Genomic DNA, 25856 nt, shown 5'->3' with positions numbered 1-25856 from the left:
TGTTACGCAACAATTCCGGCTTTTACAAAGTGCTTCTTTAAGAGCTTTTTACCGATAAGCGCCCCGATAATCGCTCCCACGATTGTCCCGATAGTTACTAAAATCATGCTTTGCCATGTAAGAATTTGAACAAGCTGCGCTATATAAGCATCTCCCATCGGCTTACACAGTTCAAGAAAACGCTCGCGCACGAAAATCATCTGGCTTAATACGCCAGGTATCCATAGCGAATACACTGCATATGCCAGCGTGTTCCAGGTGAAGCTGGAGTAGTTGCCAATTTTGCGCAGCACTTCGGCAAGAAGGGTCGTGATAATGACAATCACCAAAACAACGTACGTGTTGCCCAGCAAGAACGTGAGAGCGGGCGGTATAATGCCAAAAATTGCAAACGCAAACATCTTTTGTTCTTTCGCCATAAATAGCAGCACCAATGGCCCAGCAATAATGGCGGCAATGGTAGGGTAGATCAAATACATTATCGGCACAATCCCCATACAGTCGCATGCCATGATAATGACAAGGTAAATCACAGCGAAAATGCCAATAAGAACTAAATCTTTCAGCATAAGCGATTTACGCTGTTGTTTTGTTGTACTATTGTTCTGTTGTTTCATAACAATCTCCTTACTATACGAATCGCACGAACCCATCTGCCGCGCGTGGCGCTGTGGTGCGCGCCGCCTCAATATACGAACTCATCTGCTGCCTGTGTTTTCTCGAGCAGCTTTTGGTAACTTGAACTGGAACGAAGCAGCTCGCTATGCGTGCCGCACGCTTCAACGTGGCCCTCTTTCAGCACCACAATGCGCGCTGCGTTCTGAATCGACTTCATGCGATGCGAAATGATGATGACGGTTTTGTTTTTCATCAGCTTATTGAGGGATTCTTGAATTTTTCGCTCGTTGTCAACATCTAAGCTCGACGCAATTTCGTCCAAAATCAGAATTGGTGCATTTTTCAAAAACGCGCGTGCAATGGAGATGCGCTGGCGTTCACCGCCCGAAAGCTGCTGGCCATTTTCCCCGATGAGCGTATCAAAACCCTCGGGCAACTTGTCAATAAAGTCGCACTGCGCAAGCTGCGCGGCACGCTTTACTTCCTCATCGCTTGCACCTTCACGCCCAATGCGAATGTTTTCAAGAACGCTTGTGTTGAACAGCACGACATCTTGAAACACAATTGATACGTTGCGATACAAACTTTCAGCCGACGCGTCTTTAATGTTCACGCCGCCAATTGAAATGCTGCCCGAATCGAAGTCGTACAGGCGCGCTATCAGGTGCAACAGCGTCGTTTTGCCACAGCCCGACTCACCCACCAACGCGCACACGCTGCCTTGCGGCACCGTAAAGCTAACGTCTTTGAGCACCGGTTTGTTGGCATCGTAGGAAAAATTCAGGTGCTCGATGCTCATATCGAAGGACGAAAAGCTTACATCGCGCCCGCCGAGCGCCTTTGCGTTGCGGATTTCGTTGATGCGTTCTACTGCCGAATTGATGTAGAAAATTTCCATGAAAAACATCATGTTCGCATCGACCGCTTCTTTGATTTTCATGGCAGCAAGCATGTAGCCTATCAGGTACAATATTGAAATTTCTCCCGTTTGCATAAGGAAAATGCCGCCCACAATCGTAAATGCAAGCGAGAAGTGGCCAAAAATTCCCGAGCCCATTATCAGGAACGCCGCATTGCGTTCGGTTTTCCAATGCACGCGCTGCGTATCTTCAAGTCGCGCGTATAAACTGCTTTTGACGTGCTCTGTTAAGTTGAACGCGGTAATTTCTTTCGACATCTCGATGCGCTCTTGAAACGCTTGCGAATTTTCGCGCAGGCGCACGTAATGTTTGTTGAACTGCGCGCGTGCGTAGTTTTTCCCCAGCACAATCAGCCCAAACGACACCAAGGTTGGCACAATAGCAAGCAGCGCCATTTTCCAGTTGCCGATAAGCATCAGTATCGTAATAAGGGGCAAGAATAGGCAAAACCCAAGTGCTGTGGGAATGGCGTGACTGCCTGCGTGCTCGATTGCCGCTACATCGGCCATAATGCTTTGCGCAAGATCGGCAAGGTCGTGCTTCGAGAAATACGACATCTCAAGCTGCGAGAGCTTCTGCGCAATTTCGATGCGCAAGTTCGCCGCTTCCTTGTAGGTTTCGTTGTATTGCGCTTCATATTCAAAGCTTAGCAACACTGCCATTACAATAAGCGTGATCAGCGAAAACAGCACGTAAATAAGCGTGTCGTGCACGTGGTGCAACAGCAGTTGATCAACCAACAGCAACAGTAACATTGCCGGGAACATCGTTATAACAAATACCAAGAAGCTGAACATGCCCGCCTTCAGAGCTCCGTGAACTCCCTGGTCAGTTAGGGCGAAGCTGCGTTTCAGAAACTTATTCATTGCTTACTCTCCATTCGTTCGCCTGAGTATAGAGCGTGTAAAGCCGTTTATACTTTCCGTTTTGCGCAATAAGATGCGCGCGTGAGCCGCGTTCGACGATTTTTCCCTGTTCAGCAAGCAAAATTTCGTCAACGCCCGTGATGGACGACAAGCGATGCGCAATCATGATTACCGTTTTGCCGCGCATCAGCTTCTTGAACGCTTTTTGCAGTTCGTATTCGTTATCGGCGTCAACAGAAGCCGACGCTTCATCCATAATGACGATGGGCGCGTTTTTCAAGATGGCGCGCGCAATAGCAACGCGCTGCGTTTCGCCACCCGACAGGTACACGCCTTTCGTTCCAATAAGCGTATTTTCGCGTTTCTCCAGCTTGTCGATGACGCTATCAAGCCCCGCTGCCGACAGCGCCGCCATTACTTCTTCATGCGATGCATCGCGCTTAGCACAGTGAACGTTGTTGAAAAGCGTGTCATTGAACAGTTTGGCGTCCTGAAACACGAAGGCAATTTCGCGAATGAGCGCCTCTTGCGTGTAGGAGGAAAGTGGTTTTCCGCCAATGAGCACCGCGCCCGAATCAAGCGGGTAGTACGCGCAAATAAGCTTCGCAATGGTCGACTTGCCCGAGCCCGACTCACCCACCAGCGCATATATCTTGTTTTCCTCAAGCGTGAACGACAAATTTTGAAGAACGTGTTTGTCGCCGTAGGAAAATGACACGTCCTTAAACTCGATGGAGTGATTCGCAAAATGCGTTTCGTTTCCAAAATGCATAGATTCATCAGCCATTTGTTTGTACAGCGCTTCAAGCGAATCAACCGCGTAGTTGCCTTGGAACGCAAACATGCCAATGTACATAACGCCCATGAATGCGGAAAACATCACGCCCGACAAGAACAGCACCATTATTAAATCGAGCGCAAGGATAGAAGGGCTACCCAGTTCAGGCAAACAAAAGACAATCGGAATAACAAGAATTGCCGCCACGCCAAAGAACAGCAACTGATATAAAACGTAACTTTTTTTACAATGCCTCGAATATTGGTACGCGTAGTCGGAGTAGGCGTGAATAAGCGTGAACAGCTTTTTCATCGAACTGATGGATACGCCGAAAATTTTAATGACGGCAATTCCGCGAATGTATTCGACCGTTTCCGCTGATAGCTTGTCAAGTGCGTCCTGATATATTTTCATAAATTGGCTGCCGCCCATCATGCTGGCCAGAATTGCTCCCGTAACAAGAGTAAGGATGGTAACGCATAATCCAACGCGTATGCTCACCAAGAAACTTATAACAATGATAAAAATGGGCATCAGGAACGCCTTGGTGGCATCTGGGATGATGTGCGCTACAATCGTGTGCGTCAGCGCTGCGTTATCATCGATGGTTTTACGAATAGTGCCTGATGAATGGGTATCAAAAAACCTGAAGCTTGCTGTGTTCAGCCCTTCAACGCCGCGTTTGCGCAGCGCGGTTTCTAAGCTGAAGCCCACGTGATGCGCTATGAGCGCAGAAATTCCTAGAAATATGCTTCCTGCCAGCAACAACAGCACAATCACGAACGCAAAACTTTGCGCGCGCTGCAGGTTGCTGTCAACGATAAGCGCGTGCAAAAAACGATAGATGGTGTAGTATCCGCCAGTAATAAGGACGCATGATGCGCCCGATATAATAACTGCCAGTATTGCCAAGCCTTTAAGCTGGGGAATGTATGCGAACAGTTTTCGGTATGTGTTCATAAGCGTTCCTTTGTTGATGGGAAAGGCGTTGTGCAGCGGTGCGTGTTTGCGTGCGGACGCGGCTTGCACTGTTGCTGCGCGTGCGCACGTTCTGCTTGTGACGTGATGTTTTCAGAATCACTTTGCTCCAGAATACGTAAAATGATGTCTTTTATAAGGTCTTGATTGTCTTGTACAAGCTCGTGTGCTTTCAATACGTTTGCAGAAAGAATAATTGCATTTATAAAAAATGCCATAAACGCAACTCGATTTGGAGCGATATTGAGCGTTTCTGTTTCGATGTTTTGGGTCTTAAACATTTCCAATGTTGTGCGCTCAAGTTGCTTATATACTTCTTCAAGCCGGGAGTTTCTCTTTTTAGCCAGTAGCAATTCAACGTAAACGGGCATCAGTTCGTTCGCGTCAACAGCCTTTTTTGCCATTTCTTCGGCAAGAAATTCCATGCTCCACTGCCTGCCGTCTGCTATCGATTGCGCAATAACGTTGTTGCGGTATGCAATGCCGTCAAGCATGATGTCATACAGTATGCCGGTTGTATTTTTGTAGTAGTGATACAGGCCGCCTTTTGAAAGACCCGTTTCTTTAATCAGATCTTCCATTGTGGTATTTCCAAAGCCCTTTTCCACAAAAATACGTGCTGCTACACGCTTGATTTGCTGTTTGCGCTCATCAAAGCTCAGGCGCTTATTACGAACCATAGGACACCTCCCCGCTGTTGGAGCGTACAGCGTCAGAACGGCACGCTATCGCATCACGTACATACGTACCAACACGTACGTTAGTTTGTCAGCGCTACATAACCCACATATTAAGCTGTTTTTCTCCCATGCCGGCATCATTTTTGCCGTTCCTGCGCGTTACACGCCACCGCACGGTTATATCGACGGTTGCGTCGATATAAATAGTATAAACTAGGAATGCCTTACTTTCAAGTACTTCTTGGTGCGGGATAAGAGATGCGCGGGTGCGCCTACAGCAATGCGTTGCGGCGCAGCAAATGAAAACGGAATTTACACCACTTTTAGGACTTGACCGGTGCAAGGTGGGTGCAAAGTGTGTGCACTTTTTAACGTTAACATCCTGTGCACTCGACACCAGAGCGTAGACATGTTCCCTAATACAGACAAACTGCGCTCAAAAACCGCGAAAACCCAGCTTAAAGCCGCTTCGCATTAAACCTTTTAACGATAGCCCTCGCTAAGCCCTGTTACACAAGGACTAAAATGCACCCACTTAATCAGCCTCCTGCATCTTATAGCACGGTGAAGCGCCGTGACGGTGGGAAGCACCACTTATTTTTCTCGTTTGAGTTTGAACATAAAAATAGCAGATAAAGGGAAGGAAATGAATTTACACCAAAGTTAGGACTTGACCTATGAAATAATTAATCGTTCCATTTTCAATCAACATATAGAGACCGAGTCCAATAAACACGACAGGTACAATTATTTTTTCGTACTTTTCCACAGTCTCTCCGATAGCAGAAATTGAGGCGAGATTTTGAGATAATTTGCATAGAATCAAAATCCCTAAGGCAAATATTACTAAACTTATACCAATCTCAATCAAACTCTTTCCTGTAAAATAGGGGATATAAATTCCTAAATTATCTCCACCCATTGCCACTGTTAAACTTGTAAATGCTAAGATTTTTGATCCATTTCCGGTAATTTTCCCCTCGATATCTTCTTCATCAATATCTTCATCCACAAAAATTGCTCTTATACCAAGACCTAGCGGAATTAGACCAAGGAGTCCGATAATCCAATCTTGTGGAATAAAATTTAAAAAGTAAGCGGCAATAAGACTAGCCAGTACAAGCAGTCCTGTACCTAAATACTGCCCTACATAAATTGATTTCAAACCTTTCTTTCCTTGACTAGCGAATAAAATAGTCAAAACAACTAAGTAGTCAATGGATGTAGAAACAAAAACTAATAAAGCGGATACTATTGTTTCCATTATTTCTCCTTTCAAAATGTTAAATTTTTTAGACAGACGCACCCTCTTCTCTCCATTGATACTCAACCCGTAACTCTTTTAACAGCAAAAAAGCACGTCAGCGACTTGCTGATATACTTTTATTTTACCTTACACTTTTCCTGTAAGCTTAACACTTTAGTTCCGTTTTGCTCCCATCAAGGAAAGTAAGATCAACCTTTCCATCGTGATGCACAGTTAGATGGTCAACCATGCTAAGCCAGACGTTTTCATCGAACACTGTTAACAAGTCCTGTTTTTTCAAGTCCTCGATAAAATATTCAACTCCATCATGCCTCATTTGCTTTTCAACAATGATAGCTTTGACTTTTTTAAGCCTTGATTCTACGGTATTAAACCTGTTTACTAGACTCGTATATTTTTTCTCATACTCATCCTGGTTCTGCAATTTCCGTGCATTTTCATTGATACAGTTGTTAATCTTTTAACGATTACCCTAACTAATCACCGGCTAAACAGGACGGACATTGAGCCTGACTTTAAGATTCATAAAAAGAAGTGACTATTACTGACAGAAATCAGTAATAGTCACCCAACGTGAGATATTCAACTATTGACTTGAACCAAACAAAATTCAATCAGTCTTTCGAAGGACAGTCTTAAGCGAGATCACTGTGACACCAATAACAAAAGAGGTAAAACCAATTCTAATAGCAAGTGTGCCATCCCATATTAAGGCAACCAGCATCGCGATTAAGGCAACCGTCAAGCCGAATGTCGCTACTTCACGGCAAAAACGAACGAGCTTGTCCATTATCCTTAAACACCTCCTCATGCACATACTAATAATCAGGTTTCATTTTACCTTTTGAGCTATATTTTCCCACTTCACAGGGTGGGTGCAAAGTGTGTGCACTTTTAACGATAGCCCTCGCTAAGCCTTGCTACACAAGGACGAAAACGCCACAACAGGATGCAAGCACAGTAGAAATCATCAAAACGATATCTTGATTCAGTGCGATTTGTAAAGGAACGCCACTGATTCTGTATGGATTGAGAGAACTCCAAGTATAGCTACACTTTTTTGAGTGCACACTATGGATACTGGGTGCACATTTTAACGATAGGAAAAGCTATCGTTAAAAGGTTTAAGATTGGCTTAATAGCTTGATTCTTGAGCATAAAAACAGCCTAGAGAGGATTACCCCTAGGCTGACTTTTGTAACATTTCAAATGCTCACAGTCTTTTGGCTTTTACGATGCCCTTTCAACATCCACACTAATCTCTGACTTAACAGTTACGCTGAACCTATCCTTGTAAACTTTTATTTTCTTAACCGACTATGGAAACTACTAATAGATAAAAACATGAACAGGGCTGATTTGCAAAATGCTGCAAAAATCAGCTCATCAACTATTGCAAAACTTGGCAAAGGTGAAAACGTCACCACTGAAGTTCTCATCAAAATTTGCGAAGCATTGGACTGTAAACTGGAAGACATCATGGAAAACGTAGAAGAATAAATACTGCCAAAATTTATTATTAATTGTTTATAACACTCAGTACTACTGCCCCATTCTAATAAATGGGGCAGTATAATAGTTAATTCATTAAATGAATAAAAAATCAAGCGTTCCTTCTCTTTGCGAGATATTCAAGCATTCTTCGTGCATTATCTAACATAGTGTCTGAGTTTTCTCCAAACAATTCATTTGCCCATATTCTATCTACTCGTCGTATTTGTGGGTCAATCAATTTTAAAAATCTTATTGAAGAATACTCTTTAAACAACGCATCTTTCGTTTCTTTTTTAATGTTGTCAAAAACTGGAATGAATGTTTTTTCTATATCGCAAATCTCCATTTTTCTCATTCCCTCTTGATCTTTAGATGATACTTCACATATTAATTGATAAAAAATTGTGCTCATCCAAGTGGATAGCATGATTGCTTCGCTCAATGAAGGCAACGTACAAACAACAAAATTTGTAGACACAAATACAGGATTTTTTGATAGATAAATTTTCCCCGTTGCTCTGATGCCCCTTGGAATCAATACAGAATTTGCGCCAAATTCTCCTTTGCTCTCTTTGGCTAATATCTTCTTCCATTCCTGCTTTGTTTTTCTCCCACGCTGCTGTTTGCCTTTTCTTTCAGGTAATTTGTTATATGTGTCAATAATTGCATCTATGACCTGGTCAGAGTTATTGGAAATATCCAGAAAATAGTTATCTCCTGTTCCAATATCTATTGTATCCAATTTAGCATTACGCATTCCAATCGAAAAGCTGATATTTTTATTTTCAAATTTGTTATATAATTCACTACGAGCGTCAAAAAATATAATATCGCTGCCGCCCTCGTTCCCCGCGTGCCCTCTTTTAATTATGTAATTAGAGATAGATAACTCTAGAAATTGACTTGAATTCTTAAAATTATCTTTTACAAAGGCGACTGCATCAGACATTTCACTATTAAGTGTTCTCCATCCATCCTCAATGTCAGCAATCATTCCCTGTACTGAAATCTTTCTCGCAACAATTCCTGGCATCATTGGAGAAAAGTTATATGTCATATCATCTGAGAGAGTTTGCACAAATCTGTGAATATCAATATTAGGAATAGTGTCATAACTTGAAATAACTTTTATGTACTCAGATGAAGTTTTCACTTTGCCAACAAGGACACAAGTATCTTTTGTTACACCATCAAAAATTTCGTCTCCTGGATATGTAAAAACCAGACGGAGTCCAAACTTATTTAATAATAATTTTCTTATAGTTTTTGCTTCTAAACCACGCGCCATTAAATGTGTCTTAGGAAATACGCAAGCTAACGTTGTTCCAGGCTTAAGAAGCTCAATCAGCAATTCTAAAAAGACACCTTCTAATGGCATCTGACCAACGAACGTAATCGCTTCACCAGAAACTAAATGTCTGATTTTTTGATTAAAAAAAGAGTATAAAAAAAGAAGCCACTAGTTGTATAATTAATCTACCAAAACAAATTAACAAAGGAGTGACTTCTAAATGGATTTTAACACAGAATTGACAAAAAGACTATTACAAGGTGACAATATTAATCACTTATTAAAAGAAGCGATTGAAAATGGGATTAATCAATTACTTCAAGTTGAATTAACAGAGCATTTAAACTACCCTAAACATTCTGTAGAGGGATATAACACCGGAAATTCAAGAAATGGTGGCTATAATCGTAAAATTTATTCAGAATATGGTATTTTAAATATCCATATTCCACGAGATCGTAACGGAGAATTCGAGCAAAAAATTATTAAAGCTTATAAAAGAAATTCCGAAAAATTAGAAGAGGTTATTATTAAACTTTATTCTAAAGGCTTTACTAACCGTGAAATTGCAGAGTGTATCGAAGATATTTACGGTCATCACTATAGCCCTACTACCGTAACAAATATTACAAAACAAGTTGAAGACTCTGTTAAAGAATTTCATCAAAGAAAAGTTCAATCTCGTTATGCAGTGATTTATGCTGATGCAACGTATGTTCATTTAAGAAGAGCTACTGTTCAAAAGGAAGCTGTTCACTTTTTAGTAGGAATTACTCCAGAAGGCAGTAAAGAAATTCTTGATTATGCAATCTATCCTACTGAATCTGCTGAACACTATAAAGAAATGTTGGAATCATTGAAACAAAGAGGATTACAAGAAGTTTTACTATTTATTACAGATGGACTTAGTGGGGTTAAGACTGCTCTTTTAAGCGTGTTTCCTAACGCAAAATATCAAACTTGTTGGGTTCATTTAATCCGACAATTACAAAAGAAGGTAAGAGTTGAAGATAAAAGAGAATTAGTAGATTCACTTAAGAAAGTTTATCAATCAAACAATAAAGAAGATGCAGAGAAAAAATTAAACGAATTTCTAGAAAACATACACAAACGTTATCCTAAAGTCTGTGCAAGTATTGATTCAGTTTATGACGATTTATTAGTCTTTTTTGACTTCCCTAAACAAATTCGTCAAAGTATTTATACGACTAATTTAATTGAAAGTCTCAATAAGCAACTAAAAAAACGATTAAAAGCAAAGGAACAGTTTCCAGCAGAGGATAGTTTAAATCGTTATCTAGGAGTATTTTGTATTGAACAAAATGAATTATCTAAAGAAAGAATTCATAGAGGATTTGGATTAGCGTCTTATGACCTGCACGAAAAATTCGAAATCCAATAATATTTGCTTTTCGTAGAAAAGCAAATATTATTGGATTGATAGCTTGATTGACAACTAGTGGAGTTTACACAAAATTCTTGACACTGCCGAATTTTTCTTACCTGCTAATAACTTGGTAAAAAGCACCCGACGATTACAGATAGAGAAATACATGGATAGCTTTACAGACAAAGAACTATCCTTAATGGAATCTTTAGCCAGCGGTATCAACGAAGCAAGAAACATCGAAGACTAATTAAAAGAATCCATACATAACGGAAAGAGCCGATAAAATGAGATTGTATTAATCTCATTTTATCGGCTCTGCGTCTTTGCGTCTGGCTCTGTAATCACAGTTACTTTGAACTGCTTTATTTCAATTAAATTTTCTTGTCTGCATTTCGGACAATAGAGGGGGAATTTTTTTAATTCAGTATCTTCCCTTATCTTTAATCGTGTTTTATTTCCACATACAGGACACAATATCCACTTGTAGTTTATAATAACTATCTCCTCCTTTACACTTTAATTCAAATCTTTATTAAAAAATATTTCATCTTATTTAACAAGAAACCATATTTATATAACAACATAAAATACACTAAGTTATTTTATTGAACATATATCGTACTTTATCTATCCGACTATTTGGACGACGGGGCTGGCAAACAGGTTCACCGGTAGTAACATGGTACCCTTTTAACTCTGTTAAACAAACACTACGTCCATTTGTAAAGAAAGTTAAATCACTACGATATTCTTGAATACACCGAGCAGGGATTTCTCCACTAAGAATGACCTCATTATTTTTCAATTGAGTGTCTACGATGTTCGCACAATATTTAGGAGCATCGTTGTATGCTCGTGAAAGATATTCCTGTGGCGCATAAATTTTAAAACTAAGATATGGCTCTAACAATTCTGTTCCAGCTTTTTTTAAGACTTGTTCCAATACAATAGGAGCAAGCATCCGAAAATCTGCTGGGGTACTAACAGGGCTATAGTATAAGCCATACTTAAAACAGATTTTACAGTCCGTCACATTCCAACCATATAATCCTTGTTCGCAACCATAGCGTATCCCTTCCATAACTGCATTTTGAAATGATTGATTTAAGTATCCAAGAGAAACCGAGCTCTCATACTGCATTCCACTTCCCAACGGAAGCGGTGATACAGATAAACCAATGGAAGCCCAGAAAGGATTTGGCGGCACTTCGATGTGAATGGTATATTCTGCATTTTTTAACGGTCTCTCCATATAAATGACTGTAGGCTCTTTTAGTTCTATCTCCACATGATACTTTTCTTGCAACAGTGCACTAATCACTTCCATTTGTACTTTCCCTAAGAAAGAAAGTATAATTTCATGTGTCGTAGAATCCACGTAATATCGTAGAAGCGGATCACTATCTGAGATTTCCAAAAGGGCATCAAGCAACATTTCTCTCTGTTCAGGTTTACTCGGTTCAACAGTTGTTTGTAGTAGAGGGTGCGGATTTTCAATCTTTTTTCTCTGTGGCAATAGTTTTGTATCTCCAAGAACACTATTTAACTTCAAAAACTCATTTTGCAAAATAACAATTTCTCCAGAATAAGCCTTATCGATTTTACATAATTCACCATTTATTGAAGTATACATTTCTGTAATTTTTATTTTTTCCTTTTCCGATATTCTAACCGAATCTCGCAAATGCAGTACGCCACTATAAAGACGTATATATGCAAGACGCTGTCTTTTTTCCGAATACTCAATTTTGAAAACTTTTCCGCAAAGTTCAGACTGACCTCGATGTGTTGATGAATAAAATTTATTCGTAATCACTTCTATAAGGTTATCAATCCCTATATTGTTTTTTGCACTTCCGTGATAAACAGGGAACAGGGAACAATTCTGAAATCTTATGCTTTCCTCTTGTTCGAGTTCCAATGCTTCTAATGATTTACCGGACATATATTTCTCTAAAAGGTCATCGTTTCCCTCTATTACCGTATCCCATTGTTCAGATTCGGTAAAGTTCGTCACACACATATTAGGATACAGTTCTACCTTCTGTTTGATTACAATTTCGGCAGAAAGTTTCTCTTTAATATCCTGATAAACCGTTGATAAATCAATTCCATTTTGGTCAATCTTATTGATAAAAAAGATTGTGGGAATCCCCATTTTCCTAAGTGCATGAAATAATATACGAGTTTGTGCTTGTACGCCATCTTTTGCAGAAATCAGTAGAATTGCCCCATCTAAAACTGATAATGAACGATATACTTCTGCTAAGAAATCCATATGTCCTGGCGTGTCTATGATGTTCACCTTCGTATTTTCCCACTGAAAAGAGGTTATTCCTGTCTGAATTGTAATTCCTCTCTGACGTTCTAAAAGCGTATTATCCGTCCTCGTTGTACCTTTGTCCACGCTTCCTAATTCTGTAATCGCTCCACTGTTATATAATAAGCTTTCTGTTAAGGTAGTTTTTCCTGCATCAACATGAGCTAAAACTCCAATATTAATAATTTTCATGTGATTTTCCTCCATTCAAAAACCCAAAAGGGCATAAAAATCCCAGTGATAAATACTTTTATCACTGGGATTTTTATGCATAACCATAGGTATACAAAGCATACAGATATTCTCTGGATACTTTAGAATCACATGATAAAGGTATTCTTAAACTGGGTACAAAAAACTAAGCCCTCCTAAAAAAGGACATCCAATTATTTGTTCCCACTATCAAATTGACAGTTTATTTAAGAATACCTTGCCGCATATTTATTAACTCCTTTTAAATAAATACTTAAATAATAGCACGTAAGAGCATATTTGTAAAGGAATCTCCAATTTTTTATCAAAGAGAGTACGTGATTACAAAATAGCTGTAATAATGTACCAATATTTGTTATTCTATAATCTTCCAATTACTCCCGTTCTTTTCAAGTACCAAATCAAATTGAGATACCTGCGTTGCTTTGGTCTGCTGGTCGATATACTCCACTGTCAGCGATACCGTGACTTGATTATCCTTACGATTGTGAATAGGATTTACCAGTTCTTGAAAGATGTACTCTTTTCCGATTGGTTTTAATATCCCGTCATTCACATAGTAGGAAAGTTCACTGGCTGTCGCTGTAGGATAGAGCTTGAAGAACGTCGTTAAAAACTCATTGATTTCATTGGTTGTAATGGAATCAACCGTCCCCTCACTTTCAATGGCTTTTGGTTTATAACTTGATTTCTTAGGTATGTTGGTAATGGTCGGATTCTTAACCAGTACCATATTTCCAGAACCATCTACATAGACACTCACTATATAAGCAGAGTGGACGGTCTTTGTATTTTCTCCCTCTGTAATGAGCTGGTCTACACTGTAGGTTACATTAAACTCATTGTCGCCAGTTGCCTGGAGTCAACACTATGGATAAAAAGTTCATTTTTTCGTTTTCGCGAACATATCATTGACTTTTTTTAATGTTTTCCTCGTATTGGTAAACATATCATAGGTTTTTTATACTAGTACGTATTTGGAAACATATCTAGTTTTATATTTTTGATATATAATGCACATTATATAATGTAGAATTTACTCATTTACAATATCCTTTTATTTTATCTGCATATTTGCTTAAAAGCTCTTTTGAATATACTTTACTTTGGTTAGATTCTCTCACTTCGTTCCAAAGAATTGCAGCAACTTTCATCTTATTAGAAAATTTATCACTACGTTCATCTAAGTTAAAATCTTTTACAAACTGGTTCCATTGGTTAGTAGTATTATCATATTTTGCGTAATCAGAGTCTCCATTATATACATCAAGCATATTTTTAATTGTAAAATTTTTGTCGTTCTTTCTTTTTACTTTTCGCCAAGCTTCTGCCATATTCGCATTAAATTTAAATGGCTTAATTCCAGTTTGCTCTGAAAAATAGTCTCTAAATTTTTGATTGAATGAAAATCCACATTCTAGTAATGGAGTATTTAATGTTATATTATCAGTTATCTTTTTATTTTTATTCCTTGAAGATTTTTTTATTTTATTTCCCTTAAAATATTCTTCTATAATATAATTCAGTTCCTTTTTTGTTCCTCTATATTCTAATCCAAGAGACTTACAAACTTTTGATAACTCCTCTCGATACCAATAATATTTGTTGAATTCTTCAAATGATTTTATATCTTTAAATTCAGGTCTACTTTCTAACATACACTTTCCCTCAATTCTCTTTTTTTCTATTCGTTTGTCATCAATACTAGAGCCTCCGCCGCAGCTTTCACATTAAACGAGTAAACACTAGGTATGTCTTATCGACATGTTCGTATGCAGAAACATATCCATGAACCTTTTAACAATTATCTCTGCCTATCGTTAAAAGGTTTCAAGCAAATAAACTTAGAGTTCTCACACTCCTAGATATTTAATATATATTTGACACGGATTCCACTCATCCCATAAAGTTGGAAAACATTCCAATTCTTTATATCCCATCGCGATATAAAAATGATTTGTAATATCATATTCTTTGTAGTGTCCCATCTGAACAGTTTTTACCTGTGAGTATGTGTAACCCATCTTCCTTGCCATAGCTTCGTATGCTTTGTTAAGTACCGAGCCAACTCCCATTCTATGGAATTTCTTTTTTATACCCATCACAAAAATCTCTGCACAATCCTTGCTGGTTGCGTTTAACACAATAAACCCAACAAGTTTATCATTAATATAACAAGCAAGAAAAGGCTTTTCCTGTGAATCTTGAATATATTCTTCTGTACTTTCTGGCATTCCAAACCATTCTTGAAGATCATACAATACTTCTCTCGATACAGATTCCTTTTCTAGTTTATTCTCAATTTCTTTTACTTTTATATTCAATCCAGTCCTCCACAAACTCTAATTTATTCTTGTCATCAATACTAGAGCCTCCGCCGTCGAATCTTTCCAATCGAAGCTTCCTATTCGGTCGCTTCTCTTGGAGATTCTTGACATGAGACCTACCTCTGCTTCGCATCGATTAGCTTTGCTAATCGCGCGATAGCAGGGTTAGAGCTTCAACGTTGATTGACATTCCCCACTTCACCAGCTGGGTGCAAAGTGGGTGCACTTTTTAACGTTAACATCCTGTGCACTCGACCCCAAAGCGTCGACATCTTCCCTCATACAGCCAAATCACGCTCAAAAACCGCGAGAACTCAGATTAAAACAGGCAAGCATTAAACCTTTTAACGATAACTCTCGCAAACCCCTGCTACACAAGGGCAAAATTGCACCCACCTATTAAGCCCTTGACATCAATACGACAGTCTCCACGTGATGAGTGTTGGGATATATGTCGAACGCGCGCAAAGACTGAACACTGTAGCCAAGCTCCTTAAACGTACCAACATCGCGAGCAAGACTAGTCGGATCGCAAGCAACATACACAACGCTTCTTACTCCAGACTTCGCAATCTGCTTACAAACTTGAGCTTTAGCACCAGCGCGCGGAGGATCCAACACAACAACATCTGGATGCGCAAATCGGCGCACAATCTTAGACGACTTACTCGCCTTAAACACCTGCGATTCAAGCGTTTGCGCAACATCGCCTTCAAGCGCTTCAACAACATCCCTGCTAAGACCTGCGCGCCCAATGTTTCGCCTTGCATTCTTTACAGCAATCGGCGCACCCTCAATGCTAAGCACGCGAGCTGGTTCTGCAGAACCAAAAGCGCCAGCAGCACCCGCAGCACCATAAGAATCTCCGCCAACATTAGCCAAAGTAGCAAGCGGAATCGTAAACAAACCCGAACCAGAATACAAATCCCACAAAACCGTATTCTTAGTGCGCCCACCAAGCGCAGAACGAACTAATCCCAAAACGTAGTTCACCAAATGCTCTGGAGCTGCGCGATGAATCTGCCAAAAACCACGCGCGTCAACATCGTAATCAAAAGTACGCATACGCGATGAATCACCATCAACCGCAACTCGCACGCGCTCTCGCAGCAAAGCCGAGCCTGCAACCAACTCATCATTTACTATAAGCGCATAATTTTCGCCAATCGCACTAAGGAGCGCAGACTTATCATTAAAGTCCAAACCCTCAACCCGAGGCTCTGGAACAGCAAGACGAATTTGCGAATTTGGCTCAAATTCTCGATTCCACAAATCTAAAGAATCCGCAACAGCCAAAACCGCGCGCGACGCAAGTGGCATAGTATCAATAGCAATGCGATCATGCGACTCACGCTTTCGCATAGACAATCGCCCTTCATCATCCGCAACCAACTCCATGCGCGTACGCCAATTAAATCCGTTAAGCTCCTCATCCCCCGGCATGCGCTCAACGTTAACATTGCCTTCTTCAACATCCATATGCGCTAAACGCTGGAATTGATTGGCAATTACGGACGCCTTCCAACGAATCTGCCCAGGCAAAGAAACGTGAATTAAATCTGCTCCGCCAACTCCGCCGCCCTGAGCCAAAGGGCCAGCGAGCTTCCAGTGCGGCTCCACACGATCAGCACTAGGCTCCAAAACTTCCACAACTTCACCGGTGAAAAAGTGCGCTTTTGCACGCATCGGCTCATCCATACGCACAACAACCAGCTCACCAGGCAGCGCAAACCGCACGAATACAACACGCCCGTCAAGATGACCTACGCATCTGCCCTGATCCGCATATCGCTCGATTCGCATCGTCACTTGCATAAACTACCTCTTAATTTTGCGCTTTGTTAAGCTGATTTTCTAATGCCAATTTTAGTTAAGCTGATTTTAGTTAAGCTGATTTTCTTCGCTAGAATTTACTTCACTTTGCTTTTCTCCGCTCTGCTTCTCTTCATGATTTTTATGATGTAGACGCATAAACGGCGTTGCAATAATCAAGTAAGAAACCCAAATTGCGAGCGCCCAGAATGGCAATCCCATAATCAAGCGAACGGTACCTAGCCACACAACGTGATTCGTCAAATATAGTGGCACTTGCAAAACAAGTCTCAGCGCAAAAACAGCAATCCACAATCCAGTAACATACATATACGCTCGCTTAAGCGGCTTATAATCGAGCCATTCGTGAAGCCACGATCCAAAGTTTTCTGTAGGCATTTTGCGAATCGACTCAATCACAAGCCCTAAAGCAGGCACGCGCACAATCAGCGAAATCGCAAGAAGCACACCATAAACAGCGTTTGTAATAAAGCCCATCATATAGTAGTCGCGCGCTTGGTGACTCGTCCACACCCAAACAAGGCAGATTCCAATGGAAAAAAGTCCACTAATTGCTCCCATAAGCGATTGCCTTTGAATAAGACGAATCACAACTTGCAAAACAGCAATCACAGCTGCCACAATAACCGTTGTTTGCACGTTACGCGTTACAACGAAGCAAATAACAAATAGCAAGCCTGGAAGCATGGATTCGATTACGCCTCGAACTCCACCTATTGAATCAATTACAGAAAATGTAGATCCTTCTGCTCCGATTGAAGCCAATGTCGCTAATCCTGAGCGTTTTTTGGTTTGCGCAAAATTGTTGGTTTGCGCAGAATCGTTGGTTTGCGCAGAATCGTTGAGTTTTACTTCATTTGAAAACTCTTGCGAAGAAAACTCTTCTTCGGATTTCTGTAAAGATTCTTGTGAATCCATTCAATTAACTTTCTACTACTTGCATTATCTAATTTCAGCAAACATTGGACCGCGTGTAAGCGTAGTTTTTACTTCTACTTGTTGGTCGTAACCTAATGGTTTATCGTCTTTTTTTAGGGCATTATTAGCATCTTCATCAGACGTATTATTTTCCCCATCTTTACCGCTATTTTCTGCATTTAAAGCAGCTTCTTTTTCTTCTCTAGTTATTGGATCATGCATAGGAATAAAATCGCGAGGCGCAAGCGGCTCTTCACCACGATTTACAACAATCCCCTTAAACCATTCATCTAATTGTTTTGTTTCGTTATTATTATCTGCAAGCTCTGTTGCTGCAGGTCCAGAGAATACGCCACGAAGCATCCACCTAGGACCATCAACACCAACAATACGTGTTGTAATAGTTTTTTCTCCAACTTTTACAGGCAACAGTAGCTCAGTACCAAATTCACCTTGTACTGTACATGCTTGACTATTTCCGTCAAGCAAATCTTTGCATACTTCTAGCCAGATACCAGATGTTTTAGGCGCAGCAAAAGCTTCAACTTCTACGCTTGAAGAACCATAAGTTACTGTCATACCAAGAACTTGCGATGTTTCACGCTGTTTTTTTACTCGCAATTCAATGCCTTGAAAATATGGAATATAGATTGAGCCAAAATCTAGATAATCGCTAAAATCAGGAGCATCTTCATCATTGAAATCCCATGGACCAGTTTTTTCTTCTACGATTTCGTCTTCAACTTTTGAAGATTTTTCTTCTTCATGTCGGCCAAATAACCAACCCATTATTCCTCATTTCTTAAAACAACAAATCTACAACAATGCATTTTTACTTATTGTAAATTGCTCAACTTCACTAGAATATCACAAGCAAAGCACTGAAAAATTCGCACATACGCTACATGCAGATACGCGTGAGATTGCCTAGCTATTTCATATTGCGCATATTAATATCCACGATTCACACATATCGCTTCACACATCATACTTTATACTTAACGGTGCGTGATCAGACCATCGCGCATCATAGCTTTCAGCACGATCAATTACAAATCCGCGAGCGCTTTCCGCAATCTCAGGAGTTGCGAACTGGTAGTCTAATCTCCATCCAACGTTATTGTCGAAGGCCTTACCGCGCTGACTCCACCAAGTGTATGGTCCTTGAATATCTCCTGCAAGCATGCGCATAACGTCAACAAACTCATACTCGTTAATCCAGCGATCAATATACGCACGTTCCTCTGGCAAGAATCCTGCACTTTTTTCATTAGCCTTAGCATTTTTAATATCTAACGGCGTATGCGCAATATTAAAATCGCCGCACAAAATCGCCTGATTTCCGCCATTTGCAGCAATATTTCGAAGCTCCCCCAAGCGAGTAAGCATTGTGTCTAAAAAGCGGAATTTTTGTTGCATTTTCTGCGGATCGTCCACATTTCCAGCATGAACATACACAGAAGCAATAGTAATTTCATACCCTTCGGGGGTACGCACGTCAGTTTCAATCCACCGCCCAGAATCAACATCCTCGCTTAAGCCAGGCAAACCGTAACGTTTTTCAACTACAGGAAGAGACGTAACTAGAGCTACTCCAGCTCGACCTTTTACACGGCAAACTTCGTTAGTATAAGTAAAATTATCGTTTTCTATAGGATTTGCGATATTTTCAGACGCACGATACCCCATTTCAATTTTTGTCATAATTGGGTCGATTGCATCCTGCGGAGCGCGCACTTCTTGCATGCACCACACGTCTGGAGTATGCGCGTCAGACCAGTTAAGCATACCTTTGCGCTCAGCTGCACGAATACCGTTTAAATTCGAAGTCGTAATTGTAATCATGTAATCAACTCTAATATGCACACAACACAAACAGCACAGTCACTCAACAACCAACACAGATCACACAACCAACACAGATCACGATCTATGGATTTCTCACAAATAAATACTGAATTAATAGAAAAATAAAAAAGGTGCAGATTCTATAAAACCTGCACCTTTTTATCAGCTTGTACTATTTAATCTAAGCCAAGCTTCAAATTTCCACCTGGAATTGCATCGAGCAAGTCACGAGTGTATTCCATTTGTGGATGATCGAATACTTCGTCTGTTGTAGCGTGCTCAACAAGCTTTCCATGCTGCATAACAACAACTTCGTCTGCAATCTGGCGAACCACAGCCAAATCGTGAGTAATGAACAAATAGCTCAAACCACGTTCGGCTTGCAAGTCGTTAAGCAAACGAAGAACCTGATCCTGAACAAGCACATCCAAAGCAGATACAGCTTCATCGCAAACGATTACGTCAGGATTCAATGCCATAGCTCGCGCAATTGCAATGCGCTGACGCTGACCGCCTGAAAGCTCATTCGGGAAGCGAGTCATAACAGAAGCAGGCATTTGAACCATATCCAAAAGTTCGCGAACTCGATTCTGCCTGCTCTTCTTATCGCCAATCTTATGAATGCGCAACGGCTCCTCAATAGAGCGATAAATAGAATACATTGGGTCAAGAGATCCATAAGGATTCTGGAATACTGGCTGTACATGACGGCGGAAGTCAAGCAAATCCGCACCCTTCAAATCAGCAATATTCTTACCTTCGTAAGTCACTGTTCCACTTGTTGGATCAAGCAAACGCAAAACCATATTTGCAACAGTAGACTTACCAGAACCAGATTCACCCACGATTGCCAAAGTAGTTCCGCGCTTAATTGAGAACGAAACGTCGTCAACGGCTTTAAATAGTTCCTTCTTACGAGGAAGCTTAAACTCACGAGTTAAGTGATCCACAGTAATAATGTGCTCGCTTTTTTCGAGAGTTTGCTCACCTACTACATGATGCTCAAGAAGGCTATCAGCATTACCACCATGCTCTTTCACTGAGATGATTCGCTGAGATGCCAAAGATGGAGCAGCAGCAACAAGTCTCTTTGTATACGGATGCTGAGGATGCTGCAAAACTTCCAACGATGGACCAGATTCAACAACACGACCCTTATACATAACAACAACGTGCTGTGCACGAGCAGCAGCAAGGCCCAAATCGTGTGTAATGAACAGAACAGAAGTTCCGAGCGAATCAGTTAGTGTGTGCAAATGGTCAAGAATACGCTTTTGCACAGTAACATCCAAAGCGGAAGTCGGCTCATCTGCAATAAGCAAGTCTGGTCGGCAAGCCAAACCGATAGCAATCAAAGCGCGCTGACGCATACCACCGGAAAACTCGTGCGGGAACTGACGAGCTCGAGTTGCAGCATCTGGCAAACCAGCTTCGTCAAGCAAACCAGCAATACGATCTTCAATAGTTGCGCCAACAACATACTTCTTGGCAATTTCCCAAGCTTTGTCGTCATTCACACCATACTTGATTAAATCGTCTGCTACGCGCCAACGAGTTTCAGAACCTGGAACCCACTCTTTTTTGTAGTATTCCATGGCTTCATTGAACTTTTCAGAATTGTTATTCTCATCAAGTCCAACTTCTTTCAAAGCATTTTTAGTAGCTTCAATCAATTCTGGTAATTCTTTAGAGCCAAGGAATGTTTCATCATCGTTATTTTTGACTTTAACAGAATCGCCTGCAAGAGCCTCAGCCAATGAAGAGCGACTCTCATGATCAACGTCAACACCATTTGCGATTAATGCTTCTTTAACCTGTGTACCAATACGCCACACAGGATTCAAGTTGCTCATAGGATCTTGTGGAACTAAGCCCATGGTATTACCGCGCAATGCAGCATATTCTTTTGGCTTTAATTTGCTAATTTCTTTACCTTTGAGCTTAATAGATCCGCCTGTAACATGACCAGTTCCAGGAAGCAAACCAAGAACTGCCATTGCAGAAGTAGATTTTCCTGAACCAGATTCACCTACGATTGCAACCCACTGTCCTGGGTAAACACAGAAGCTAGCATCTCTAACAGCGTGAACAGCTTTTTTTGAGTCTGTTGTGAAATCTACCTGAAGATTTTTCACTTCCAACAACGGCCCTTGCTCTAATTGCATGGCGCGAATGTCGATATCTTTACGTGTAGTATTCATGAGTTTCTATTCCTTCACGATGATTTCACGCCTTGCGGCTCTTTGGATCCAATGCATCCTTAACAGCGTCGCCCATCATAATAAAAGCGAGTACTGTAATTGCGAGCGCAATAGACGGATAGAACAAGACTTCTGGGTTTGTTGTAAGAACATCTCTAGCGGTAGAAATATCTCCACCCCAGCTGACCGTAGTAGTTGGCAAACCAATTCCCAGGAAGCTTAATGTTGCTTCCAACACAATATATGTTCCAAGCGAAGTTGTTCCAACAACAATGATTGGAGCCAAAGAGTTTGGGATAATATGTTTGAAAAGGTTACGTGTTGGAGTAGATCCTAAAGCAGTAGAAGCTGTATTAAACTCAAGATTCTTTGATTCCATAACTGCGCTTCTTGCAATTCGAGCTACACCAACCCATCCAAAAAGCACCATAACAAGTACGATTTTCCAAATTGACTTAGATGTGCGGAACATTTGTAAAACTACGATTGCACCAAGAAGCATTGGCAAAGCCAAAAAGATATCAGTTATTCGGCTGAGAATAGTATCAACCCAGCCTCCGAAGAATCCTGCTAGTGCACCAATTAAAGAACCAACAAGTACAACCAAAATCGTTGCAAGCAAACCAACACTCAACGATGTACGAGTGCCATAAACAACTCGAGCGTAAATATCGCATCCTTGCATATCCAAACCAAATGGGTGCGCAGATGAAGCTGGCTCAAGTGAATGTTCCAAAACACAATAATTAGGATTTTGCTTTGTAAGAGTACTTGGGAAGAACGCAACAAAAATAATTGCAATAATCAAAACTGCAGAAACAATAAACAATGGATTTCTGCGCAAAGTTCTCCAAGTATCTGCCCACATACTTGTTGCAGCAGCGGATTCGTCTACGGAATCTACTGCTTGAATAGGAGTATCGTCTAATGATGCAACGTAGCGTTCTTGTCCCGGCAATGTATTGCAATTCGAAGCATCATTTGCAATCAAATCATTTTTCATCAAATCATCTTCCATAGTTTGCTCACCTCACGCGTAACGAATGCGCGGATCAAGAGCCGCGTACAACATATCAACAAGGAAATTGCTAAATACGAATATCAATGTCAAAAGCGTTACGATGGAAACAACAAGGTTTCCTTCTCCCTTTAGAATTCCTTGATATGTGATGAATCCAATGCCATGAATATTGAAAATTGTTTCCGAAATCATTGCGCCGCCCATAAGAGCACCCAAATCCTGACCTAAGAAGGTAACAACAGGAATAAGCGAGTTTCGCAAAATATGGCGAACAATTACAGAACTTTCTTTTAAGCCCTTTGCGCGAGCTGTACGCACATAGTCGAGAGCAATATTTGAAGAAATTTCAGACCTTGTAAGTCGAATAATATATGCCATAGACACAGAACCAAGAACCATTGCAGGAAGAAGCAAATCGAAGAATCCAGGATCGTTACTAGCTGTAACTGGTAATATGCGCCATTTAACACCGAATAAGTACTGTCCAACGAAACCTGTAACAAATGTTGGAACAGAAATAAGAAGAAGCGATACAACCAAAATTACACTGTCGTACCACTTGCCTTTCTTCAAACCTGAAATTATACCAAATACGACACCAAATATTGCTTCGAAAGCAAATGCCATAATTGCTAGTTGAATAGTAACTGGGAATGCACGACCAATTTCATCGATAACTGGTTGACCTGCAAAAGTATTACCAAAATCGAGGGTAAGAGCATTCTTTAAGAATAATAAATATTGAACAATAAATGGTTTATCTAAGTTATACTCGGCTCGTATTTGTGCAGCAACTGCAGGATTAACAGGTTTCTCGCCAAACATTGCTTTTACTGGATCTCCAGGCAAAGCAAATACTAAAGCATAAACTAATAATGTTGTGCCGAGAACAACAGGAATCATCTGCAAAATACGACGCAGAATGTACTTACCCATCGAATTCTCCTTGAATTGTTAAACTTACTCAAAAAACAACAAAGTGCCGCTCCAGCTAAAGTGGCTTTACTTAATCTTACTTCAACTGGAGCAGCAATCTCGCAATAAGCGATATTAAATTATTGAGAGGAATCAAATAGCGTTACTTACTAATTTTCTAAAGAGCATGTAACGCTATTCTGTTTTCTCGATTGATTACCAACTTATTTGTGAAGCTGATAGTACAGTGCCATATTCTGCCAATCCATTGTGAAGCCCTTCAAAGTTGGAACCATCACAGCCTTAGCGTTCGAGTAGAACAATGGGATTGATGGAAGTTCATCAAGAAGGATTTCGTTTGCTTGCTGATAGAGCTTAGTAGCTTCTGCTGGCTTAGCAGATGCAGCCTTCTTAAGCAAATCGTCAAACTTTGGATTCTTATAATCACCATCGTTGGAACCATTGCCATCAGCTGCAACGGATGCAAACTGCTGAGTCAAGTAGTTCTCTGCACTTGGATAATCTGGCATCCAGCCTGAACGCCATGCACCCTTAATCTGACGCTTGGAGCAAGCATTACGGAACTCCTGGAATGTAGGAATTGGAGTAGTTTCAGCCTTGATTCCCAAGTTGTTCTTCAAAGAATTCACAACAGCATCGAACACGGACTTTGCGTTTCCATCAGCATTGTAGGAGAAAGTAAGAGATCCATCATACTTGGAAATCTTATCTGCCTTAGCCCAAAGTTCCTTAGCTTTCTTTGCATTAAATTCAGTGTTCTCATGACCCTTAAGATCAGCCTTATAGCCTGGAGTCAATGGAGAAGTAAATTCGTTTGCAGGAGAAGCAGTGCCATTAAGAATCTTGTCTATGATTACCTTACGATCTATAGCCATAGAAATAGCTTGACGACGAAGCTTACCCTCTTCAGTATTCACATCGAAGTGTGGGAGGCTTGAAGAAATAGTGAACTGCTGAATTACAGAACCTGGACGGTTGTAAGCCTTAACAGTTGTATCCTTCTGGAAAGTCTTAGTTTGCGTATCTGGAATGTTATCGGTCATATCGAGATTTCCAGCCTGAACGTCGCGGTATGCAGCGTTGCCATCTGTGTAAACCTTGAAAGTAACACCATCATTCTGAGCCTTACGTGGACCCTCGTAATCTGGGTTCTTCACAACTTCAATCTGCTTGTTGTGATCCCAAGACTTGAACAAGTATGGACCAGAAGAAACTGGCTTTTCGCCATAAGCCTTTGGATTCTTGTAGAAGGATTCTGGAAGTGGAGCGAATGCCAAGTAACCAACCTTAATTGGGAATACAGAATCTGGCTGTTCCAAATCAACAGTAAAAGTATTCTTATCAACAACCTTCAAACCAGAAAGCTGCTCGTCACCCTTGGTGTCTTTCTTCTGCAAATCCTCATAACCCTTAATAGTCTGGAAGAAGGAAGCGCACTTCTGAGCGTTCTTAGCGTTAGCAACGAAGCTCCAAGCTTTAGTGAAGCTCTCAGCGGTAATAGGAGTACCATCGCTGAACTTCTTTCCCTTCTTAACCTTAACGGTGTACTGGGTGGCATCAGCATTTGGAGTAATGCTTTCAGCATCCTCATTTACAGGATTACCCTTTTCATCGAAAGTTACCAACGTGGAATTAATCAACATGCCAGGACGAGCGCCAGCGTTTTCGTTAATGTTTCCAGGAACTAATTCGTTCTGCGGCTCAGAATTTGAAACGGTAATAATAACCTTGCCACCGTTTGTTTTTGCATTCTTAGCGGAAGAGCCACAGCCACCAAGTAACATTGCCAGCGAGCAGGCAGCAGCAGCAAAAGCTAAAGCCTTATTCTTCATATATTTTCTCCTAACGTCTGGTAGGCAGGATTGTCATATCACGAAAAAGTCAGGAACAGGCTAAAACGTAAGAATCCACCCGGTTTTTATTGCCAGATGGATTCTTGCAAGCCAATTACGAGGCC

At 40.7% G+C, this 25856-nt stretch carries 24 protein-coding genes and 1 pseudogene; 3 read left to right on the top strand and 22 right to left on the bottom strand.

Annotated features, from left to right (window positions below; all coding sequences use genetic code 11):
- Nucleotides 1–2: 2 nt before the first annotated feature.
- From ACJV2T_RS02320 to ACJV2T_RS02290, 7 genes are all read right to left on the bottom strand, one after another.
- Nucleotides 3–617: an MptD family putative ECF transporter S component gene (locus ACJV2T_RS02320; RefSeq protein ID WP_415683445.1), complete on the bottom strand. Its 615-nt coding sequence runs from the start codon at nt 615–617 to the stop codon at nt 3–5.
- 68 nt (nt 618–685) lie between these two features.
- Nucleotides 686–2404 carry an ABC transporter ATP-binding protein gene (locus ACJV2T_RS02315; protein WP_419399014.1) on the bottom strand — a complete coding sequence of 573 codons (1719 nt, stop codon included), beginning with the start codon at nt 2402–2404 and terminating at the stop codon, nt 686–688.
- Nucleotides 2397–4142: an ABC transporter ATP-binding protein gene (locus ACJV2T_RS02310; protein WP_419399013.1), complete on the bottom strand. Its 1746-nt coding sequence runs from the start codon at nt 4140–4142 to the stop codon at nt 2397–2399. The genes ACJV2T_RS02315 and ACJV2T_RS02310 overlap by 8 nt, the downstream gene beginning before the upstream one ends.
- The gene (locus ACJV2T_RS02305) at nt 4139–4840 is read right to left on the bottom strand and encodes a TetR/AcrR family transcriptional regulator (RefSeq protein ID WP_415686968.1); all 702 of its coding nucleotides are present in this window, start codon (nt 4838–4840) and stop codon (nt 4139–4141) included. Before ACJV2T_RS02305 ends, ACJV2T_RS02310 begins: the two co-directional genes overlap by 4 nt.
- A 652-nt stretch (nt 4841–5492) precedes the next feature.
- Entirely contained in the window at nt 5493–6104 is a 612-nt protein-coding gene (locus ACJV2T_RS02300; RefSeq protein WP_419399012.1) for a CadD family cadmium resistance transporter, read from the bottom strand.
- A gap of 148 nt (nt 6105–6252) precedes the next feature.
- Complete coding sequence (locus ACJV2T_RS02295) at nt 6253–6531, bottom strand: hypothetical protein (RefSeq protein WP_419399011.1); 279 nt, start codon at nt 6529–6531, stop codon at nt 6253–6255.
- Nucleotides 6532–6717: 186 nt separating this feature from the next.
- Nucleotides 6718–6897 (bottom strand): hypothetical protein, encoded by a 180-nt coding sequence (locus ACJV2T_RS02290; RefSeq protein ID WP_009994761.1) that lies wholly within the window; start codon nt 6895–6897, stop codon nt 6718–6720.
- A gap of 497 nt (nt 6898–7394) precedes the next feature.
- On the opposite strand from ACJV2T_RS02290, the gene ACJV2T_RS02285 reads away from it, so the two are divergent.
- A complete protein-coding gene (locus tag ACJV2T_RS02285) occupies nt 7395–7607 on the top strand; it encodes a helix-turn-helix domain-containing protein (RefSeq protein ID WP_415696784.1) in 213 nt (70 codons plus the stop codon).
- Nucleotides 7608–7710: 103 nt separating this feature from the next.
- On the opposite strand, the gene ACJV2T_RS02280 is transcribed toward ACJV2T_RS02285, so the two are convergent.
- Complete coding sequence (locus tag ACJV2T_RS02280; protein ID WP_419399010.1) at nt 7711–8979, bottom strand: DNA methyltransferase family protein; 1269 nt, start codon at nt 8977–8979, stop codon at nt 7711–7713.
- Nucleotides 8980–9112: 133 nt separating this feature from the next.
- Here ACJV2T_RS02280 and ACJV2T_RS02275 point away from each other — a divergent pair, with 133 nt between their 5' ends.
- Both ACJV2T_RS02275 and ACJV2T_RS02270 read left to right on the top strand, forming a co-directional pair.
- Nucleotides 9113–10294: an IS256 family transposase gene (locus tag ACJV2T_RS02275; RefSeq protein ID WP_004126753.1), complete on the top strand. Its 1182-nt coding sequence runs from the start codon at nt 9113–9115 to the stop codon at nt 10292–10294.
- A 112-nt stretch (nt 10295–10406) separates the two neighbouring features.
- Complete coding sequence (locus ACJV2T_RS02270; RefSeq protein ID WP_427876568.1) at nt 10407–10529, top strand: hypothetical protein; 123 nt, start codon at nt 10407–10409, stop codon at nt 10527–10529.
- A 59-nt stretch (nt 10530–10588) separates the two neighbouring features.
- Here the strand turns inward: ACJV2T_RS02270 and ACJV2T_RS02265 are convergent, their stop codons facing one another.
- From ACJV2T_RS02265 to ACJV2T_RS02200, 14 genes and pseudogenes are all read right to left on the bottom strand, one after another.
- Nucleotides 10589–10756 (bottom strand): cysteine-rich KTR domain-containing protein, encoded by a 168-nt coding sequence (locus ACJV2T_RS02265; protein ID WP_000336323.1) that lies wholly within the window; start codon nt 10754–10756, stop codon nt 10589–10591.
- Between the two features lie 118 nt (nt 10757–10874).
- The gene (gene tet(M), locus ACJV2T_RS02260) at nt 10875–12794 is read right to left on the bottom strand and encodes a tetracycline resistance ribosomal protection protein Tet(M) (protein ID WP_002843300.1); all 1920 of its coding nucleotides are present in this window, start codon (nt 12792–12794) and stop codon (nt 10875–10877) included.
- Nucleotides 12795–12809: 15 nt separating this feature from the next.
- Nucleotides 12810–12896 carry a tetracycline resistance determinant leader peptide gene (locus tag ACJV2T_RS02255; protein ID WP_011058339.1) on the bottom strand — a complete coding sequence of 29 codons (87 nt, stop codon included), beginning with the start codon at nt 12894–12896 and terminating at the stop codon, nt 12810–12812.
- Nucleotides 12897–13170: 274 nt separating this feature from the next.
- Nucleotides 13171–13653: pseudogene (locus ACJV2T_RS02250) on the bottom strand (conjugal transfer protein); the annotation flags it as partial.
- Between the two features lie 202 nt (nt 13654–13855).
- Nucleotides 13856–14473, bottom strand: coding sequence for an SAP domain-containing protein (locus tag ACJV2T_RS02245; RefSeq protein ID WP_004574894.1), 618 nt, complete (start codon nt 14471–14473; stop codon nt 13856–13858).
- Between the two features lie 195 nt (nt 14474–14668).
- The gene (locus ACJV2T_RS02240) at nt 14669–15139 is read right to left on the bottom strand and encodes a GNAT family N-acetyltransferase (protein ID WP_004111719.1); all 471 of its coding nucleotides are present in this window, start codon (nt 15137–15139) and stop codon (nt 14669–14671) included.
- 402 nt (nt 15140–15541) lie between these two features.
- A complete protein-coding gene (locus tag ACJV2T_RS02235) occupies nt 15542–16957 on the bottom strand; it encodes a class I SAM-dependent RNA methyltransferase (RefSeq protein ID WP_419399009.1) in 1416 nt (471 codons plus the stop codon).
- 66 nt (nt 16958–17023) lie between these two features.
- On the bottom strand, nt 17024–17893 hold the full coding sequence (locus ACJV2T_RS02230; RefSeq protein ID WP_419399008.1) for a DUF3159 domain-containing protein: 870 nt from the start codon (nt 17891–17893) through the stop codon (nt 17024–17026).
- A 24-nt stretch (nt 17894–17917) separates the two neighbouring features.
- On the bottom strand, nt 17918–18682 hold the full coding sequence (locus ACJV2T_RS02225; RefSeq protein WP_415686971.1) for a DUF3710 domain-containing protein: 765 nt from the start codon (nt 18680–18682) through the stop codon (nt 17918–17920).
- 189 nt (nt 18683–18871) lie between these two features.
- Nucleotides 18872–19738, bottom strand: coding sequence for an exodeoxyribonuclease III (locus tag ACJV2T_RS02220; RefSeq protein ID WP_415686972.1), 867 nt, complete (start codon nt 19736–19738; stop codon nt 18872–18874).
- A 179-nt stretch (nt 19739–19917) separates the two neighbouring features.
- Entirely contained in the window at nt 19918–21942 is a 2025-nt protein-coding gene (locus ACJV2T_RS02215) for a dipeptide ABC transporter ATP-binding protein (RefSeq protein WP_419399007.1), read from the bottom strand.
- Between the two features lie 25 nt (nt 21943–21967).
- On the bottom strand, nt 21968–22960 hold the full coding sequence (locus ACJV2T_RS02210; protein ID WP_419399006.1) for an ABC transporter permease: 993 nt from the start codon (nt 22958–22960) through the stop codon (nt 21968–21970).
- A gap of 12 nt (nt 22961–22972) precedes the next feature.
- Nucleotides 22973–23899 (bottom strand): ABC transporter permease, encoded by a 927-nt coding sequence (locus tag ACJV2T_RS02205; RefSeq protein WP_415683430.1) that lies wholly within the window; start codon nt 23897–23899, stop codon nt 22973–22975.
- 203 nt (nt 23900–24102) lie between these two features.
- Nucleotides 24103–25731 (bottom strand): peptide ABC transporter substrate-binding protein, encoded by a 1629-nt coding sequence (locus ACJV2T_RS02200; protein ID WP_419399005.1) that lies wholly within the window; start codon nt 25729–25731, stop codon nt 24103–24105.
- Nucleotides 25732–25856 lie beyond the last annotated feature (125 nt).

Source organism: Gardnerella phocaeensis (assembly GCF_048545075.1).
GTDB classification, from domain to species: Bacteria; Actinomycetota; Actinomycetes; order Actinomycetales; family Bifidobacteriaceae; genus Bifidobacterium; species Bifidobacterium vaginale_J.
This window is presented reverse-complemented; position numbering and strand designations above follow the sequence as displayed.

Excerpts from the sequence above, each read along its gene's own strand:
- ACJV2T_RS02320 (WP_415683445.1), bottom strand. The coding sequence starts at position 617 with ATGAAACAACAGAACAATAGTACAACAAAACAACAGCGTAAATCGCTT.
- ACJV2T_RS02315 (WP_419399014.1), bottom strand. The coding sequence starts at position 2,404 with ATGAATAAGTTTCTGAAACGCAGCTTCGCCCTAACTGACCAGGGAGTT.
- ACJV2T_RS02310 (WP_419399013.1), bottom strand. The coding sequence starts at position 4,142 with ATGAACACATACCGAAAACTGTTCGCATACATTCCCCAGCTTAAAGGC.
- ACJV2T_RS02305 (WP_415686968.1), bottom strand. The coding sequence starts at position 4,840 with ATGGTTCGTAATAAGCGCCTGAGCTTTGATGAGCGCAAACAGCAAATC.
- ACJV2T_RS02300 (WP_419399012.1), bottom strand. The coding sequence starts at position 6,104 with ATGGAAACAATAGTATCCGCTTTATTAGTTTTTGTTTCTACATCCATT.
- ACJV2T_RS02290 (WP_009994761.1), bottom strand. The coding sequence starts at position 6,897 with ATGGACAAGCTCGTTCGTTTTTGCCGTGAAGTAGCGACATTCGGCTTG.
- ACJV2T_RS02280 (WP_419399010.1), bottom strand. The coding sequence starts at position 8,979 with ATGCCATTAGAAGGTGTCTTTTTAGAATTGCTGATTGAGCTTCTTAAG.
- ACJV2T_RS02275 (WP_004126753.1), top strand. The coding sequence starts at position 9,113 with ATGGATTTTAACACAGAATTGACAAAAAGACTATTACAAGGTGACAAT.
- ACJV2T_RS02255 (WP_011058339.1), bottom strand. The coding sequence starts at position 12,896 with ATGCTTTGTATACCTATGGTTATGCATAAAAATCCCAGTGATAAAAGT.
- ACJV2T_RS02245 (WP_004574894.1), bottom strand. The coding sequence starts at position 14,473 with ATGTTAGAAAGTAGACCTGAATTTAAAGATATAAAATCATTTGAAGAA.
- ACJV2T_RS02235 (WP_419399009.1), bottom strand. The coding sequence starts at position 16,957 with ATGCAAGTGACGATGCGAATCGAGCGATATGCGGATCAGGGCAGATGC.
- ACJV2T_RS02230 (WP_419399008.1), bottom strand. The coding sequence starts at position 17,893 with ATGGATTCACAAGAATCTTTACAGAAATCCGAAGAAGAGTTTTCTTCG.
- ACJV2T_RS02225 (WP_415686971.1), bottom strand. The coding sequence starts at position 18,682 with ATGGGTTGGTTATTTGGCCGACATGAAGAAGAAAAATCTTCAAAAGTT.
- ACJV2T_RS02220 (WP_415686972.1), bottom strand. The coding sequence starts at position 19,738 with ATGATTACAATTACGACTTCGAATTTAAACGGTATTCGTGCAGCTGAG.
- ACJV2T_RS02215 (WP_419399007.1), bottom strand. The coding sequence starts at position 21,942 with ATGAATACTACACGTAAAGATATCGACATTCGCGCCATGCAATTAGAG.
- ACJV2T_RS02210 (WP_419399006.1), bottom strand. The coding sequence starts at position 22,960 with ATGGAAGATGATTTGATGAAAAATGATTTGATTGCAAATGATGCTTCG.
- ACJV2T_RS02205 (WP_415683430.1), bottom strand. The coding sequence starts at position 23,899 with ATGGGTAAGTACATTCTGCGTCGTATTTTGCAGATGATTCCTGTTGTT.
- ACJV2T_RS02200 (WP_419399005.1), bottom strand. The coding sequence starts at position 25,731 with ATGAAGAATAAGGCTTTAGCTTTTGCTGCTGCTGCCTGCTCGCTGGCA.